This window comes from Candidatus Didemnitutus sp., assembly GCA_019634575.1.
Lineage (GTDB): Bacteria > Verrucomicrobiota > Verrucomicrobiia > Opitutales > Opitutaceae > Didemnitutus.
The window spans coordinates 253,834-269,661 of record JAHCAY010000003.1 but is presented as its reverse complement, the minus strand read 5'-3'; the positions used below and the strand labels follow the sequence as shown (position 1 = coordinate 269,661).

The following is a 15,828-nucleotide window of genomic DNA, read 5'->3' as shown; positions in this document are numbered from 1 at the left end:
CGACGCCATGCTTGCCGACACCGGACTCGTCGTGGTCCAAGACCGCAACACCGGCGCGTTCTCCGTTCGCAAGGAAACAGCAGCTGAATCAAAAAACGCCGTAAGGGTGGTCGAGAAGATCGTCCGCCCCGAAAAAATCCTCAAGAGAGATGAAAGTGGATTGTTGAAGCTCGATACCTTCACAGTCACTGGCACTCAGATCCGTGGCGGGCAGCCGACTTCTCCATTAGTGACAATTCGCGATACCGAGATGCGCATGTCCGGGCACAATGATCTGGGTGAAGTGATTCGCGCTTTGCCGCAAAATTTCTCGGGAGGACAAAATCCAGGTGTGCAAAGCGGGGCGCCTTCGTCAGTAACTGGTTCGCAGGCAAACCAAAATTTCTCGGGCGGCTCGTCGTTAAATCTACGTGGTCTCGGGCCTGATGCGACACTAGTGCTCTTAAATGGCGCGCGGCTCCCCTATGATGGGTTTACGCAAGCAACAGATATCACTGTGATTCCAACCTCGGCTATTAATAGGATCGAAATCGTATTGGACGGAGCTTCTGCAATATACGGATCTGATGCGATTGGCGGCGTCGCAAATGTCATTCTTAAGCGCGACTACAATGGAGCTGAAATATCAGCACGAATCGGGTCTGCGACCGATGGTGGCTTTAATAACCAACAGTTCAACGCGACGACAGGCACAACTTGGAAATCAGGCGGACTCATTATAGCCGGCGAAATTTACAATGTCGGACAAGTTAAATCGAATCAACGGAAATATCTTCCGACGACCTTGGGCGACACCACCCTCTATCCTTCCTCAAAACAGCGCGGAATTCTATTCAGTGGCCATCAAAGGATCGGTGCGGATATTGAATTCACTTTAGATGGGTTCTATACTTCGCGGAAGCACAGCCAAACTGTGGACGATCGCACTAATCATATGATCAATTTCGTCCGATCGGAAAGCGAGATTTTCGGAATTTCACCGTCTCTGCGTCTAAGTCTGCCGATGGATTGGAGTCTATGCCTCCAAGGATCTTGGGGTAGTAATAAGATCGACTGGGACCTGGATGTTCTTGCCGATGACGCTACCAAGTTATTGGATCAACCTACGCGTTACGAAAATAGGGCGTCTTCGGCGAGTGTTCAATCTGAAGGACCAGTATTTCATCTTCCCGGTGGCGACGCGCGGCTTTCGGTTGGTGGTGGATGGAGAGAAGGAACGTTCCAAAGTTTTGATTTAACCACCAGCACGGCGAACGTAAGTGGCGAAGATAGAAGTTACTATAATTACGCGGAGATCAATCTTCCTGTAGTTGGTGAAAAACAGAAAATTGCCCTCGTTCGAAAATTAATATTCAATGGAGCTATTCGTCACGAAGAATACCGAAGCTTCGGTGGCACAACAACGCCGAAAATTGGCGCTCTTTGGAGCATCTTGGCTGGCATCGATATAAAAGCGAGCTGGGGACGAAGCTTCAAGGTCCCGACGCTAAACGAGCAATTTCAAGTTCCCACTATTTCTCTGGCTAGGCCAATCGCTCGTGGAAATCCTCCTGGGTCCGCCGGTACTGCGGTCCTAGAACTGCGAGGCGGCAATCGAGATCTTCATCCTGCCCGTGCTGAAGTGCTCACAGTTGGCTTTGTAGCGCGCCCAGAAAATATTCCCGGTCTAGATATCGAGGTTAATTCGTTTACTATCGATTACACCGATCGAGTGAGGTTTCCGATCGCGCCAATAACTCAGGCCCTGACAAACCCCGCATTTTCGTCTTTTGTGAAATTGAACCCGAGCAACTCCGAAATTGCATCGGCGTTCAGCGCGGTTGGGCGCGCGGCAGCGCTTCCCGGTTATGCCACAAGCGCAAGCTTCTCCTCCCCTCCCGTGGACGCTCTGCTGACGGCCTATAACAGCGGACTAGTTTACGCATTAGTAGACAATCGTCAAGCGAACGTCGCAAAACAATATATGAATGGAATCGACGCTAGCCTACGTTACCGAATGAATGCGTTTAATGGAAAGCTCGTTCTGAGCGCTACCGGCAGTTGGATTATAGAGTCCACGCGAAAGCTTACTGCGATGGCGGCCGAGCAAGAGGCGGCAGGCACGGCGTTTTTCCCAGCGAATTTTAAGGGTAGAATTGGTGCGACTTGGTCGCAAGGAGGTCTTACCTTATCGACGAATGCCAATCTGATTTCCGGCGTGACCGACACGACAGTTGCGCCAACCAAACGTACGGATTCAATGCTAACCATTGATGCGATTTGCAATTTCGCGACGCATTCTGAATTATTTGGGGATCTTGAGGTCAACGTTGCGGCGACAAATTTATTGAACAGGCATCCACCGTTGTTCGGAGCGCATCCCCTTGGATTGTCAGACTGGGCGAATTATGACTCGACCAATTACTCCGCGCTCGGACGACTCGTAAGCGTCGCTGTAATAAAGAAGTTTTAAGGATGCTGGTGAACGAAAATGTGATTCGGTCAGTTCTATCCGCATAAGAAAATATAACGCCCTCACAAGGCATATGCTATACCGGCCTCTTTTCATAGCCGCGTTTGTCGTGGCGCACGTGCTTTTAGCTTCTGAAGGGCGTCCATTCCGAGTATCCGATATATTCGAGATCGAGCAATTTGGGCGCGTCTACGGTGGCCCATTTGCGTTCTCTCCGGATGGCGAAGCTATCGCGATTACTCTCGTCCGACCGAAGAAGGACTGGACGAATCATCGCCTCGGATTCTTCTGGGGCAATGCCGACGCTGATGTGTGGTTGCATCGCCGCGGCGATTCCGAGCCGCACAACACCACCAATGGGCTTGAAACACATTCTGGTTGGCTTGCCCCTATGTGGTCTCCTATGGGCGGAGCACTCGCGTTAGTAAAGATCGATTCACTCGGTCGCACGTCATTCTCCTTCCGGAATGGAATCACAGGCGCTCCGAAAGTGGTGGACGGTTTGGGCATGCCAGACACTAACCTCTACGAACGCCCGTTTGCGTGGATCGATGAAAGCAGAATAGTCTGTGCCGAGGTTGGCGAAGGTGTGCGCCTGGACGGAGCCATCGAGCAGGAAACTCAGATGAGGGCGCCGCCGCTCTGGGCGGCTTCCGCATCTGGGAAATCGGTTACGGTTAGTGTACTAGATTCAGGGGCCCCCGTCGACTTCTCGAAGCGCCCCCAAGGGCGACTCGCAATTGTTGATTTGGCTTCGAATACGGTCCGAACAGTTGCGACCGGGCTGACGACCGCGTGGGAGTTGTCTCCCGATTGCCGGCTGATTGCCTATTGTCGCCAAGCCGGGGCAGTTCGGAGTAGCGACTCTCCGCTTTCACTTCGCACTGGTGAGATCTCAACCTTGGAGATTTACGACCTAGCTGAAGGTCGGTTGGCAATCGATGGAGCCATGCCTGAAGACGTCGTCGTAACATCTCTTCGGTGGTCACCTGATGGACGCTATCTCGCTTTGCTCGGCTATTTGGTCTCAGGAGATGAGCGACCGGCATTGTTTCGCATCGATCTGATGACACGCCGCTCCACTCAGGTGCGCCTCGGTGATATCGATGCGAGCAGCATTCCGTACGGATCAGTAGAACTGGAGTGGTGTGGTAGTTCTCAGCTCATCTTGCGCGGCGCGTCGGCGCCGGGGCGCTCTCGGGTTGCCCCCGACGATCGGCGCGATTGGTGGCTCCTTGACGAGAGCGGTCCCGTGGCAAATATCTCCAAGGATCTCCCCAACGTGCCAACCCAGCTATGGAGGGCGAGGGGCAGTGATCGCTTCTTTGGGGTGGCCGCTGGTAGGCTTTATGAAATATGTCCGGGGAACTTTACGGGCACTACAGTCGAAATTCCTGATACACGTTTCGTCCATTCAATAGCGTGGCCAAAGCGTGGCCGTCGCGGAGACTATTTATCGACGCGCGCAGGCACTCAAGTATCCGAACTTATCCTTGAAACGGAGGATGGTGATGCGCTGCTGAAGTTTGATATTGATTCGGGAAGGGCCCGTAAGTTGGTGAAACCGACGCGTGAATCTATGTTGCGCGCTTATCGACCGGACGATGGGCAGATGCTCTTCACCGAAGTCTCACGCCGCGGGACGTTCCTTTGGCGTGTTTGGCCCGAAGAGACACCAAAGCTAGTTCTTCAACGAAACGGCTTTCTTGCGAAGATAGAAGAACCGAAGACGCGCATCATAAGCTATAAAAGCCTAAAAGGGGAAGAGCTGAATGCGGCGGTAATACTTCCATATGGATACGTGTCAGGGCGGAGGTATCCAACAATTGTCGAAGTTTATGGAGGAAAAATAATCGGGGAGAAATACATGCCAACATCAATCAACAGCACAAATACGCTAAACGATTACATAATACCTGCACGTGGATTTGTGAAAATGATTGTATCAGTTCCTTTAAGTCCAGAAGGGTTGCCGGATGATCCGTGGATGCGCCTACCCGAGGGTGTCTTGCCGGCAGTTGATGCGGTCATCGCGGATGGGATTGCCGATCCCAATAGGCTTATATTGATCGGCCATAGTTACGGTGGTTACGGTGTTTACGGCCTCATAGAACAGACGGACCGTTTTAAGGCTGCTATTGCGCTTGCTGGCGTTTCTGATCTTGTTAGCATTTATGGAACATTGGATGCTCGCTATCGCTATGCGGACGACGCCGCTCTAGCCACTCATTCGATGCAGGCGCTCATCGAAACCGGAGCTGGCCGAATGGGTAATCCGCCGTGGAAGGATTCCGAGCGGTACCGGCGCAATAATCCGATCAACTTCGTTGATCGAGTTAACACACCATTACTGATTCAGCAGGGCGATGTTGATTATGTGGCCCTGCAACAGGGGGAGCAATTCTTTATGGCACTTCAACGTCAAGGAAAGCGCTCTCGCTTTCTTCGTTATTGGGGTGAGGGCCACCTCATATCGAGCCCTGCTAACGTCACTGATTTCTATAATGAAGTCGTGGCTTGGTGCGACGAACATGGCGACATTGCTCGTGGAGAGGACGGTATGCCGCTTTTTGTTGGTGAGTGTGTCGCCTCGCGGCACGGGAAGTCAGGTGAAGCAAAAAAGTGAAATTGCACCATCTGACGCTTTAGAGGGTAGCACTTCGGCGTGTCTTAGGGGATGTGGCGATGAACATATCCGAAGGACTGCGGAATCTCTCTTCGATTGGAATCAGTGGAACTGCAACCATGAAGCTAGGCGCTTCGCGACACCGTTCGAGCTTTATCTAACGTGGAGTGGACGTGACGAAAGGTGGCGACGATGAACAATGGACTCGGCTGGCTCACCGTCCATACTGCTTGGCGCCGCGCCTCCGGAGAAAACCACCATCTTTGGCGAAACCATGGGACTTGGTACATTAGCGTCACGATCTATCCCAGTCATTTCACAAAGGAGCGTTTCCGCGCCTCGCTTCAGACTCACGAGGTGGTCGAGGCCCGCCTGCGCCGCGACAAATTCCTCTCGGCCATGAGTGTCTATGGCGATCCCGAGGACGCCTTGGCTGCCTGCGGTTGCGCCCGCAAGTGCGGCGGCCCGGCCCGCCGCTTGCCTTTCCCATGAAGTTCATCATCTTGAAAGCCGCGCAGTCTGTGACGCACGCTGCTCGTTCCATCGTCTCGATGTTTAGCATCATTTTGGTGACGCTTTGGTGATCGCCATATTGGCGTCGGCAACGGCGCGAAAGCCCTGGTGCGAGGTCTCGTCGCGGGCATGGATCCCATCGGATCGCATTCCGAACGCGCCCCTTACGACGCGGGCGCCCGAGTTCCTCCATGCTCGCGCGGGGCGACGGACTCACCGTCGACGGACGATTATGCCGCCATCCGCTCCCTTTTTCCATCTCGCCGGCACCTCCGTCCAAGTCTCGGGTGGCCACGTCAACTCCGTGGCCGCCAGTCGACGATCCAGCTCACCGGATAGGACGTGGACGGACTGGTCATCGCAGGCCGCCCCGTTGTGGCCGGCACGACCTTCGGTCCGGCCGACGTCACCGATGCCTCCGCGGTCTGCGTGCTCACGGGCTCCCTCGCCGCGCGTATTTCATTAAGCAGGAGATGGAATCGATCGCCGCCCTTGGGTGAGGCTTCGATGGCGTCTCGACATCATGAGGAATCGCGCCCGCGTCTTCAGGAAGGTCATACTGGGGTGGGATCGAACGCCCTCGAACGTGTTATTCCCCGTGAGAGAAACCGCCCACTCAGATCACATGTCCGAATCGATCTCCCGTCTTGCAGTCCTCCGAGCGTTGCGCACGGAGGAGTTCAAGTCCGACTCGCTGCTCTGCTCCTCCAGCGGCGACCACTGGGAAATCCGCGGCATGCCTTGCGAGTTTCGACCCAATGTCGTCGCCGGCACGATGGAAATGTAACCGTAGTCGCAGCCGGACGGAGGAATCTCCTCCGCTAACCGACAAACGTTGAATCGGGATCAGAACCTCACCCTCGGTTCACGTCGCTCCATGGTGCCCGGTCTTCCCCTATCTGGTTTCGGTAGAAAAGAGTGGCCCTGTTTTCGGCTGGAAACTCTCGGAGACGGCACGTTTCGGCTGCATCGCCAATTTTGCGGGCGGGGAGAGGGCCCTTTGACTGACCTCGGTCATTTCAACAACTACAAGACCGCCCTGCGCATCGCGCGTTTCGACACTCAGGGAGCCGTTGGTTTATGCTCCGAATGCATCAAGGTGACGGCGCGCAGTCGCAAACCGCGGTAGTTCACCCTTCGGGGTTTCTGCCAAGACTCACCCTCGTGCATCGATCGCAGGTGAGCCTCACAGGACCCCCGCGCTCCGGAAGCTGTAGTATCCGATTCCCAGCGGATCCGCCGCAGGGGAACCAATCACCACGTGGTCCACCAAGTCGATGTCCACGGCCTTCGCCGCCTCCCGCAATTGGCGCGTGATCTGCATATCGGCGGCGCTCGGCGCCGGATCACCCGATGGATGATTATGCGCACAGATGACGCCTGTGGCCCCTTCCCGGATCGCCGCACGGAACACCTCACGCGGATGCGCCAGCGACGACGTCGCAGTGCCCGACGTGATCTCAACCAATTTCTTCATTCGGTTCTTTCGGTTGAGGCACAAGACCCAGAACTTCTCGATGTCGAGTCCGCGGACAGCCGGCGCCAGATGCGCCGCGACCAGCTCGGGGCGGTTCATCATCGGTAGCGCCTTACCCGCCGGCATCATCATGCGCCGGGAGATTTCAAACAGCGCCGCCAGTTGGCGCGCCTTGCCGGCGCCGATGCCGCGGATCCGCCGGAAGTCGGTTACCTGCCAAGTGGCCAGGCCCGCGATCGATCCCGCTTCGGCGATCAAGGCGGACGCCAGCGCAACCACCGCGGGAGTCTTCATGCCGTTCTGCAGCAGCAAGGCCACCAGTTCAGTGTCACTCAACGCGGCTGCTCCGAAGTGCTCGAACCGCGCCTGTGGCTGCTCGCCGCAGGCGATCGGCGGCGTGTCCATGCCCGTGAACGTGAGTTGTTGTTTCATGGTCCAGTGCGCCTCGCGCCCCCACGTGCCGGCACCTTGCCGGTTCATCGCAGTGCACTCCGTGCGCTGGACCTCGGGCTCACGGGTCCCACGGGGCCGGCCGCTGAGCGCGGAGCGCAGTGCTCCGCGCGAAGGGGAAGGGCGCGCCTCGGGATGGAGGAGCGCAGCGCAGCGAGCACTCCATGGGGCCCGTGACAAGATGGGCCAGCGAGCGGAGGCCCTCTCCTTCACCCGCGCTTCGTGCGGTTCATGGGAAGAATCCCCCTCTCGGGAGCTTGCCATCCCGCCGAGCACTTGCACGCTCCGTTTCAACGGGCCAGCGCGCCTCGGAGGCCACTGAGGCGCGAAATTTTCCACCGTCCATTTCGATCATTTCGATCGACACTTGGAGCACCATCGCCGCGGCGATGCCGCCGGGAAAGGTCTGCGTGGATCGTGTAGTCCGAAGGACGCAGGATTTCGTCGCCGCCTAGTCCGGTTGATTTATCTATGACCGAGCCAGTCAAAATCGGGCTTCCCGGCCTCCGCTGAGGTTGCATGGTCCGGCGCGATGTCCCGTTCCCACCCTCTTCGGTACACGAACTCTGTCGAGTCCACGCGCGGCGCGTGCCCGGATTTCAACGCGAACGCTGCGCCCCTAGTTCACCGTAGCTGATAGTGTTGTTGTTGTGTGCGCGGCCGGGGGAGGTTGTCCCCCGGCCGCATCACGGGACCTGCCTTTCCGGCCGATGGCCGGAGCAACCAAGCAAACCCAGCATCCCCCATGCAGACCAAACATCGACTGCTGTCCGCGCTCGCCGCGGGCGCTCTCGTCCTCACCGCCTTCGCGCACCACGAGTCCGCGGAGAACAAGATCAACGCCCGTGCCGACGGCCCGACCGCCGATTTCGTCGACCTCGACGTCCGCCTCAAGCGAATGGGACTCGCGCCCGAGAAATCCGCCACACCGTTCGTGCCGGTGCTGACACTGACGCCGGGCTACGCGAGGAACCCGAGCCTGACGCCCTCGGGTGACAGCGCCGCCTTCCTCGGCGCCACGCTCGGCTTCAACTACGAGAAACGGGACACCGTTGCCCGCACCGTGCTCTCCGACGGTTACGAGCTCGGCGGTCTCTTCTTCACCGACCACGAGGACGACAACAACGAAGTCGACCAACACGCCTTCGTCAGCCTCCAAGGCGAGCTCGCCCGCACCGTCCAGTATCGCGTTACGCTCAGCGACACCCAGATCGACATCGACTACCGCAATCTCCTGAACGTCGCCGCCGCCACCGCGGAATTCCGGACCTCCCTCGGGGACAACCTCACCGGCGGCGTTGCGTACACCTGCCAGATCCGCGAGATCCAGCTCCCAGTGACCAATTCCCGCGGCGATGGCGACGCCTATCGCCACATTCCATCGGTCTTCCTCGGCACCGATCCCTCGCGCTACAACTCCCGCCTTCCGAAGGTGAGCCTTGCGTACTCCTACTACTACAACCTCGCCGACGGTGCCGACGAGGACTTCGCGGCCTATCGTCTCGCGCTCCGCGCCGTTGATTTCCAGCTCGGGGCCGGCCTCACCGCCGACTTCGATGCCTCGTATGAGGACCGCTCCGGAGAGAACTTTTCGTCGCGTCTCGGTGGTCTCGAACGACGCGGCGACTACCTCACCAAGGTTAACCTGTCGCTCAACCACGAGCTGCTCTCGCTCGCCGGTTCGACGTTTTCGCTGCTCGCCGGCTACGAGCGCTCACGCTCCAATGTCGCGTCCGCGAACTACCACGGCTGCACGTACGCGGCGACGCTTTCGTTCCGCTTTTGATCTTCGGCCCGTTTAGGGCGACAGCATAGGCATCCGAAGGACATAAGGGCCGGCATCGGATAGACTCGGTGCCGGCTTTTGTTCACCAAGGGCACGCGGCATCTGTTAGGACTGCTTGGCTGCACTGTAATTCCAGTGGATCTCGTGGACGTCCACCTTCTCCGCGAATCCGCTGCATTCCAGAGGGATGACCTTGCTGAGGTAATCCTTGGGCTCGAGACGGTAGACATGCCCGGCGCGGCTCTGGAGTTTGCCTTGGATGCCGCTAAGCTGGATCAGCTCCCCGCTGACGAGTATCTGGCCGGCTTTGGCATGGGACTGGATCCGTGCGGCGCGATCGACCGCGGATCCGTGCGGGTCGTTGCCGTAGAAGTCGGCGACCCTGCCGATGTCGATCCCGATCTTGGTCTGGATATGATGGCCGTTCGGATCGGCACGGTTCAGCTCATGGAACTTCTCCTGGATCTGGATCGCGGCGTTCACCGCACGAAGATCGACCTGCTCACCCTTGGAGAGGTCGAAATCGTACCGGGCCATCACCGCGTCACCGATGTACTTCACGACCACGCCGCCGGTGTCCGCGATGATGTTCGTGATCACCTGATTGTGCGTCCGCACAATCCGCAAGCCCTCGACGAAGCCGTGCTCCATCTTCAGCTTAGTCGAGCCGGCGAGGTCGGCGAAGAATATCACGGTGAGCCGTGGATTCTTCGTGAGGTGCTCCGTGATCTTCGCGGTGTTGTCCAGCACCTGCTCCAGGTTCTGGCTCTCGCCGGTGAAATAATGCCCGTACGCGGTGAAGGAGGTGATCCCCAGTTCCGCCCCGTTCAACTGCACATGCTGCTTGTAGTATTTCGGGAGATTGCGGATCAACGTTCTCCTCTTGTCCGCGGTGCGCGTGAGCAGTCCCTCGATCTCGGTCGGCGTCCGGCTGGCGAACTGGCTCTTGTTCTCGAACGCGTCGAAATCATGGAGATAACCCTCGGCCGACTGTTCCTGGTGGCTGGTGAGCACCATGATGGGCAGCTCGTAGAATGATTCCCGGACCGCTTTCCCGACGTGGAATCCGAGATCCCAGGCGTTCGGGAGCGTCTTGTGCAGGCCGAGATCGAGCAGTATCACCGGGCAGCGGGACCGGTGGCGCTTGATCAACTCCAGCGTCCGTGAGACGAATGCGTCAATCGTCGCCGGCTCCACGTTCCCGAACTGCGTGTCGGTGACAACCTCGCAATCCACGTTCTTCAATCGCAGTTGCGCAGGCAGGCTGCGGGCGTAGTCCTCCTCGTCTTCAATCAGGATCAGCAGGTGCTTTTTCATGGGGGAGTGGCGGGATTGGTGGCGGTCACTTGAGCGGAAACCGCACTTCCACGGTCGTGCCCTTTGCGGAGGGCTTGGGCTCGACGATGGCGTTGAACGGGGTGAGCAGTTCCTTCAGTCGCTCCAAGCCGAAGCGACTGAGACCGGACTTGGACGGTCCGTTGTCCGAGATTTGGACGCACACGTGCCGTTCCTCCCGCGTGACGGTGACCGCAACCCGCTTTTCGGCCGGCAACCGGGTGGGGAACGCGTGCTTGAGGCAGTTGTCGATGAGATCGTCGACAACGGAGACGACGATATCACGGGGTATGGCGCAGACGGGGTCCTCGAGCGGGATCGTGTGAGTGAGGATTATCCCTTCCTTCTTGAGGCGCGCCCGATTCGCGGTGACGGAATCCTTCACCTCGGCGCAAACGTGACAAGCGAAGCGCTGAAGCAACTGGAGGATCCTGTCAGTCTCGTTGCCGAGCCACCGGCCAAGCCGGGCCCGCGCCTCCGCGATCTCCGGGGCGTAGTAATGCTCGCGGATCGCGTCCTCGTCGCAGGCGCCCTCGTCCGCGAGGGCGTTGAGCGTCTCGATTGCCGCCTGCAGGCGATACACGTCTCCCTTGAGCGACGGATTCGAGGAGCCGAGAAGATAGGTGTAAGTGCCTCCGCCCAGCAATTCGATGGCCGGGGCGATCGCGGCGATGGCCGGCAGGATCTGCGAGAACGCCAGGTCCGCGAAACCGTTCTCCCCCTCGTAGTAGTTCGCGATGAAGAACTGCGCGTTCTCCGCCGTGGAGATCTGGTTGAGCATGAGCAGGCAACGGGCGAGGCGCGGGTGCACCCCCACGGGCTGGCAGGTCAGCGCGTTGGTCAGGTTCGCGACGTTGGTGGCGAAGGATTCGTTCGCGGCCGCCGCGTGCACCGATTCGTACTCTACGCCGCGCCGCACGGCCGCGATCCGCGTCCGGGTTCCGGGCGCGACCGTGACGCCCGCGTTTGCCATCTGGCGCGAGATCTCGGCCAGCAGCTCGGCGGTCTCCTTGGTCCGGGTGGCCGACTTGATCCGGAGGAGAAGGATCTCGACGAGGAGCAGTTCGATCTGGGCCGGGTGTCCGGCATGCTGGATGGCGAATCGCACCGCCAGCGCCCGGAAATGCTCGAACGACACGACGCCCGTGACCTCGAGCGCCGCCCGCTGTGCCATCCGGTCGTTGCTCGTCAGCGCGACGTCCGCGGCGGCGTCCATCAGCATGCGCAGGAAGTCCGGCTGGGATTGGAGCCGATCGACCGACATCGTCATCGCCTCGTTCTCGCAGGCCCGGAAAAGCGCCTCCCGTTGCGGCCGGGTCCGTCGCTGCTTGGGATTGAGGAAACCCTCCAATTCAGCGAACGCGGGACCCGACAGGAACTGTGTCTCGTGGACCAACGAGCGGTATCGCGCCCACATGCCGATGCGATCGCCGTTGGGCGGTTCCTCCGCACCGGCGGCCTCGATCGATTTCTCCGACAGCCAGGTAATTGATCGATCGATCGTCGCCTGCAGCGCGCTGAAACGCTTGCTCGTGTCGAGCTCCTGAAGCAGGTCCAGCCGCCGGCACAAGGGACAGCTCGCCGCGGTCGGGTACACCGGCAATCCCACTTGGGCGAGCGAGAACGCGTGCACTTGGAAATCCGCGTAGGAGCCGATATTGCTGAGGAAGCGCCGGTTCAGTTCCGAGGCTTGGTTGATCAGCACGCATGCGATCACAATCTTCGGGCGCAACGCGCTGGCCGCGTCAATCAGCGCGAACATGGTCTGGTTGGTGCTCGAGACGCTGTCCAGCGCAAGCACCACCGTGTTGGGGCCCGCGCCGGCCATGCGGGGCAGTTCCCCCACTGGCGACGTCAGGGCGATGATGCGTGCGCCTCCATAGAGTTCCGAGTACCGCCGGGCGACCTCCGCCATGCCGGCGCTCCTTTCGGGGAAAAGGATGTGAGTGACCGGGGGGAGCTTCGCCTTGGCGAGCAGCGGCTCGATCTGCGATTGCATCATGTCGACGATCTCGCCCCCGCGGTCCTTCACGAGCTTGTCCGTCAGGAAAAGGTATTTGTAGTGCGGCCCGCGCGGGGAGACGTAGTGCCCCACGCGAACGGCCCCGCTCAGGATGCTCGCCTTCTCGATGAAGTCTTCGGTGTTCCAGATCTCGGAGGCGCGGCCTTGTTCGCGCAGGACTCTCCAGGTGTCTGCATTCACCCGTCGGATGGTACGGAAGGGCCAGTCGGTGGGCTTGCGATCGTGACGAACCGTCGGCCGTCGGAACACGCTTTTCAAGGGAACCGTCCCGTCGTTCCACCGCAGGAGACCGTCCGCCGCCTCGGGGGCACGGCGGTCGACGACAGTCAGGACGGACAATCGCGAGAATCGCTCATCCGAGAATTTGTTCCTGAGGAAGGCGATGGTCTGGTTCAGTGACGTGCCGCTGATCACCACATCCGTGACCAGGAGGGTCCGACCGGTGCAATCCGGCAACTCCGTGGTGAGCGTGTCGCTCAGGCGCTCCAGATTCAGAAGGGTGGGTTTCTGGGAGGAGAACGATTCGCCCTCCTCGAGGAGATGGCCGATCTCGCGGCCGATCGGGGAGAGACATATCACCAGGCTTTGCCGGAAGTCCTCTCCCGCGAGCAGCGCGAGCAGCGCTTCCCGCAACAACGTGCGCCCATCGGTGCTCTCCAGCATCGTCGCGATCTCGTAGAAGTTCTCGACGTAAGGTCCGGTGGGCAGGACGAACCTACCGGGATGAAATATCCCGTACCGCGCGTCGTCCACCGTCTGCTGGAGCAGCCCGCGGCGGTAGTCCAGCAGCGCTGACTCGATCTCGGCGGGGTGAAACCGCAGCTGACGGGTGCCGTCGTGACGGGTGGACACGAACGCGTCCAGATGCTCCGGGATCGGCGCGACCGATCCCTCCACCAATAGCGCGGCGGTGTTGGCGTCGATCGGGGTGAGCCCCGACAAGGTGTAGCGGAGGCGCCCGCTTTCGAGCGAAAGCCTCAGGAAAGGCCGGAGCCGGTGCTTCAGGTCGACCAGCGGCTCGCCGCTGTTCCGCGCCACCGTCAACTCGTCGATCGCCGAAGCGAGATGAGCGGTGTGCAGAAGGCCGAACATCCACCCGTCCAACCCGAGGCTGCAGATCTCTGCGATGAGCGGGTACAGCTTCTCCTTCGTGTCCTTCGGCCAGCTGGAGTTGATGAAGTCGAGGACAATGAAATCCGCGCGGCTGTGGTTCTGGATATGGCGATGGAGACCCGTGAGCAGCGCTTGGGCGACGTCCTTGGGATGGTCGCTGCGCGCTTCCTGCAGCAGCCCGACGACGGGGACGACCACCGGTGCGCGTGGCAGGCCCGCGGGGAAGGTCGCGCCTGAGAAACTGACCTTGGTCGACTGCGATTCGTCGAGTTTCGGGATGATAAGCTGCAGCTGGGCTCCGGGCAGGGCTGCCCCGGCGTCCTTGGCGACACTGCGAAACACCCCGTCCTGATCCGACCCGCGGCCGCTCAGGAAATCCCACGAGCAATAGGCGCTCCCGCTGCGACAAACCAGCAACGCGCGGTTCCTTCGGGCGATGTTCTTGACGAAGAACAAGCCGCGGGGCGCCAGCGGGACCTCGGCGTCTCGGGCGTTACCGCGGTACAGGGAGTGCGGCTTGGAGGACGAATGCAGCAGGAACGCGTACTCGATCAATTCGGCGTCGCTGGGGGAATCCGACTTGCGCACCAGGATCGGGTCGTCCCGGTACGGTTTCCGCAACGTGGAGGGTATGCCGGGTCCGGCGTCGGAGATGATGATCTCGAGATAGGGTGTGTTTCCAAGGCTGGTGAGGAACGATCTCGCGTGCGGGGGCGCGGCCTCGATGCGCCAGAGCAGTTTCTGGTCCACGCTGCCATGCGAGTCGGAGACGAATCCTGCGAAGCCCCCGATCGCCACGTGCGTGGCTTGCCCCTGGCCGTGCTCGAACGCATTTTTTCCGATTTCCCCGAGGATGATCGAGCGCAGGCCTCCTTCGCCGACGACCGACAGCTTCAGGATGTCGTCGGGGAAGATCTTCCGCAGCGCCTCGCGCGACTGGAGATCCCGCACCCACGCGTCCCAATTGATCTCCGCCGGGTAGAAGCTGAATTCGTAGTACTGACGCAGCGGAGCGAACGCGGCGTCTCCCTCAGCATCCGCCTTCGGGTCCGCGGCGCTCCCGAGCGGCGACGAGCGCCGCAGGCCCACCTTCTGGTATCCCTCCCAGATCGCCCAGTTCCGGAAGAATTCAAGGACGGACGCGGGGCTCGTTCTCTGGCCCGTGCAGTCCTGCGGCGGCACCAGCTCGAAGACGACCTCGGGTCTCGAGGTGATCTTGCTGACCCAGATGAACAACAGGCTCTGGGCAAAGAGCTCGATGTACCGGGTTCGGCTGAAATCGAACACCACGCGCTTCGCGGAAAGCGTCTGATGGTAGCGTTCGGCCAGGATCACCTCGATGGTTCCCACTCGCACGGCGTTTCCGAAGGCCACGCGTCTTTCCTCGGCGCGCGTGGAGGAAGGCGGGCGCGCGCTCCTCAGATTGGGATCGTTGCGAACGGGCTTTCGGGGCTGGGGCATGGGCGCGAAGCACGAGGTTTCATCGCTCGGTTTCTGGTGCACCTCGGAGGGGTGAACGATGATCTCCTCGGAGATGAAGGGGCGCCGCATCTGGCCCAACGCGACAGAGGGAGGCTGATGAACATTGCTTCTGCACACAAGCCCAAGCTGGCCGTAGTGCTCCCGACAGTCAGCGCCGCGCTGCCACGCATCGGCCGCGGCGCTCTCGCGAATGAGACGCGCCATGGTGCTTGATGGGGTTCATTCTTTTTCGAGACTGAACTTGATCGTCTGTTGCACGCGCGTGTTCACGACGCGCCCCCCTTCTTCCTTGGCCGGAATTTCCATCTCCGCACCGCGTTCACGGCCGCCATTTCAAAGGCTTCATCCGTGGACCGTATCACTTGTGCTGCCACGACGTTCCCCTCGGAGTCGATGATGTAGTCGACATCGACCGCGCCGACCTTCCCTTGCCGCCGCATTTCATACGGGTATTCCGGCGGCATCGCCGAGCGCACCACCGGCTGCTGGTCCAGACTGTGCACGTCGAAGAGATTCGCCATCCCATGGCCCAAGCCACCTACCCGGTGCGCGCCAGCGGGATCGTCGCGAG

Annotated in this window: 9 protein-coding genes; 5 read left to right on the top strand and 4 right to left on the bottom strand. The window is 59.9% G+C overall.

Going from position 1 to position 15,828, the window contains the following annotated elements:
* The first annotated feature begins 7 nt into the window (after positions 1-7).
* The 4 genes from KF715_19635 (at position 8) to KF715_19620 (ending at position 6,378) form a co-directional block, all read left to right on the top strand.
* Positions 8-2,452 (top strand): TonB-dependent receptor, encoded by a 2,445-nt coding sequence (locus KF715_19635; protein ID MBX3738914.1) that lies wholly within the window; start codon positions 8-10, stop codon positions 2,450-2,452.
* Positions 2,453-2,561: 109 nt separating this feature from the next.
* Positions 2,562-5,078: a S9 family peptidase gene (locus tag KF715_19630; protein ID MBX3738913.1), complete on the top strand. Its 2,517-nt coding sequence runs from the start codon at positions 2,562-2,564 to the stop codon at positions 5,076-5,078.
* A gap of 192 nt (positions 5,079-5,270) precedes the next feature.
* Positions 5,271-5,570 (top strand): hypothetical protein, encoded by a 300-nt coding sequence (locus tag KF715_19625; protein MBX3738912.1) that lies wholly within the window; start codon positions 5,271-5,273, stop codon positions 5,568-5,570.
* Between the two features lie 646 nt (positions 5,571-6,216).
* Complete coding sequence (locus KF715_19620; protein MBX3738911.1) at positions 6,217-6,378, top strand: hypothetical protein; 162 nt, start codon at positions 6,217-6,219, stop codon at positions 6,376-6,378.
* Positions 6,379-6,777: 399 nt separating this feature from the next.
* Here the strand turns inward: KF715_19620 and radC are convergent, their stop codons facing one another.
* On the bottom strand, positions 6,778-7,500 hold the full coding sequence (radC, locus tag KF715_19615) for a DNA repair protein RadC (protein ID MBX3738910.1): 723 nt from the start codon (positions 7,498-7,500) through the stop codon (positions 6,778-6,780).
* A 763-nt stretch (positions 7,501-8,263) separates the two neighbouring features.
* Between radC and KF715_19610 the strand changes: the two genes are divergently transcribed.
* Positions 8,264-9,304 (top strand): hypothetical protein, encoded by a 1,041-nt coding sequence (locus KF715_19610; GenBank protein ID MBX3738909.1) that lies wholly within the window; start codon positions 8,264-8,266, stop codon positions 9,302-9,304.
* Between the two features lie 105 nt (positions 9,305-9,409).
* Here the strand turns inward: KF715_19610 and KF715_19605 are convergent, their stop codons facing one another.
* The 3 genes from KF715_19605 to KF715_19595 all read right to left on the bottom strand — a co-directional run bounded on the left by KF715_19605 (position 9,410) and on the right by KF715_19595 (position 15,778).
* Positions 9,410-10,621, bottom strand: coding sequence for a hypothetical protein (locus KF715_19605; protein ID MBX3738908.1), 1,212 nt, complete (start codon positions 10,619-10,621; stop codon positions 9,410-9,412).
* Positions 10,622-10,646: 25 nt separating this feature from the next.
* Positions 10,647-15,461: a hypothetical protein gene (locus KF715_19600; protein ID MBX3738907.1), complete on the bottom strand. Its 4,815-nt coding sequence runs from the start codon at positions 15,459-15,461 to the stop codon at positions 10,647-10,649.
* 62 nt (positions 15,462-15,523) lie between these two features.
* Positions 15,524-15,778: an energy transducer TonB gene (locus tag KF715_19595; GenBank protein MBX3738906.1), complete on the bottom strand. Its 255-nt coding sequence runs from the start codon at positions 15,776-15,778 to the stop codon at positions 15,524-15,526.
* Positions 15,779-15,828: the final 50 nt, after the last annotated feature.

Coding starts and splice junctions, on each gene's coding strand:
- KF715_19620 (MBX3738911.1), top strand. CDS start 6,217: ATGTCCGAATCGATCTCCCGTCTTGCAGTCCTCCGAGCGTTGCGCACG.
- KF715_19635 (MBX3738914.1), top strand. CDS start 8: ATGCTTGCCGACACCGGACTCGTCGTGGTCCAAGACCGCAACACCGGC.
- KF715_19610 (MBX3738909.1), top strand. CDS start 8,264: ATGCAGACCAAACATCGACTGCTGTCCGCGCTCGCCGCGGGCGCTCTC.
- radC (MBX3738910.1), bottom strand. CDS start 7,500: ATGAAACAACAACTCACGTTCACGGGCATGGACACGCCGCCGATCGCC.
- KF715_19605 (MBX3738908.1), bottom strand. CDS start 10,621: ATGAAAAAGCACCTGCTGATCCTGATTGAAGACGAGGAGGACTACGCC.
- KF715_19600 (MBX3738907.1), bottom strand. CDS start 15,461: ATGGCGCGTCTCATTCGCGAGAGCGCCGCGGCCGATGCGTGGCAGCGC.
- KF715_19625 (MBX3738912.1), top strand. CDS start 5,271: ATGAACAATGGACTCGGCTGGCTCACCGTCCATACTGCTTGGCGCCGC.
- KF715_19595 (MBX3738906.1), bottom strand. CDS start 15,778: ATGGCGAATCTCTTCGACGTGCACAGTCTGGACCAGCAGCCGGTGGTG.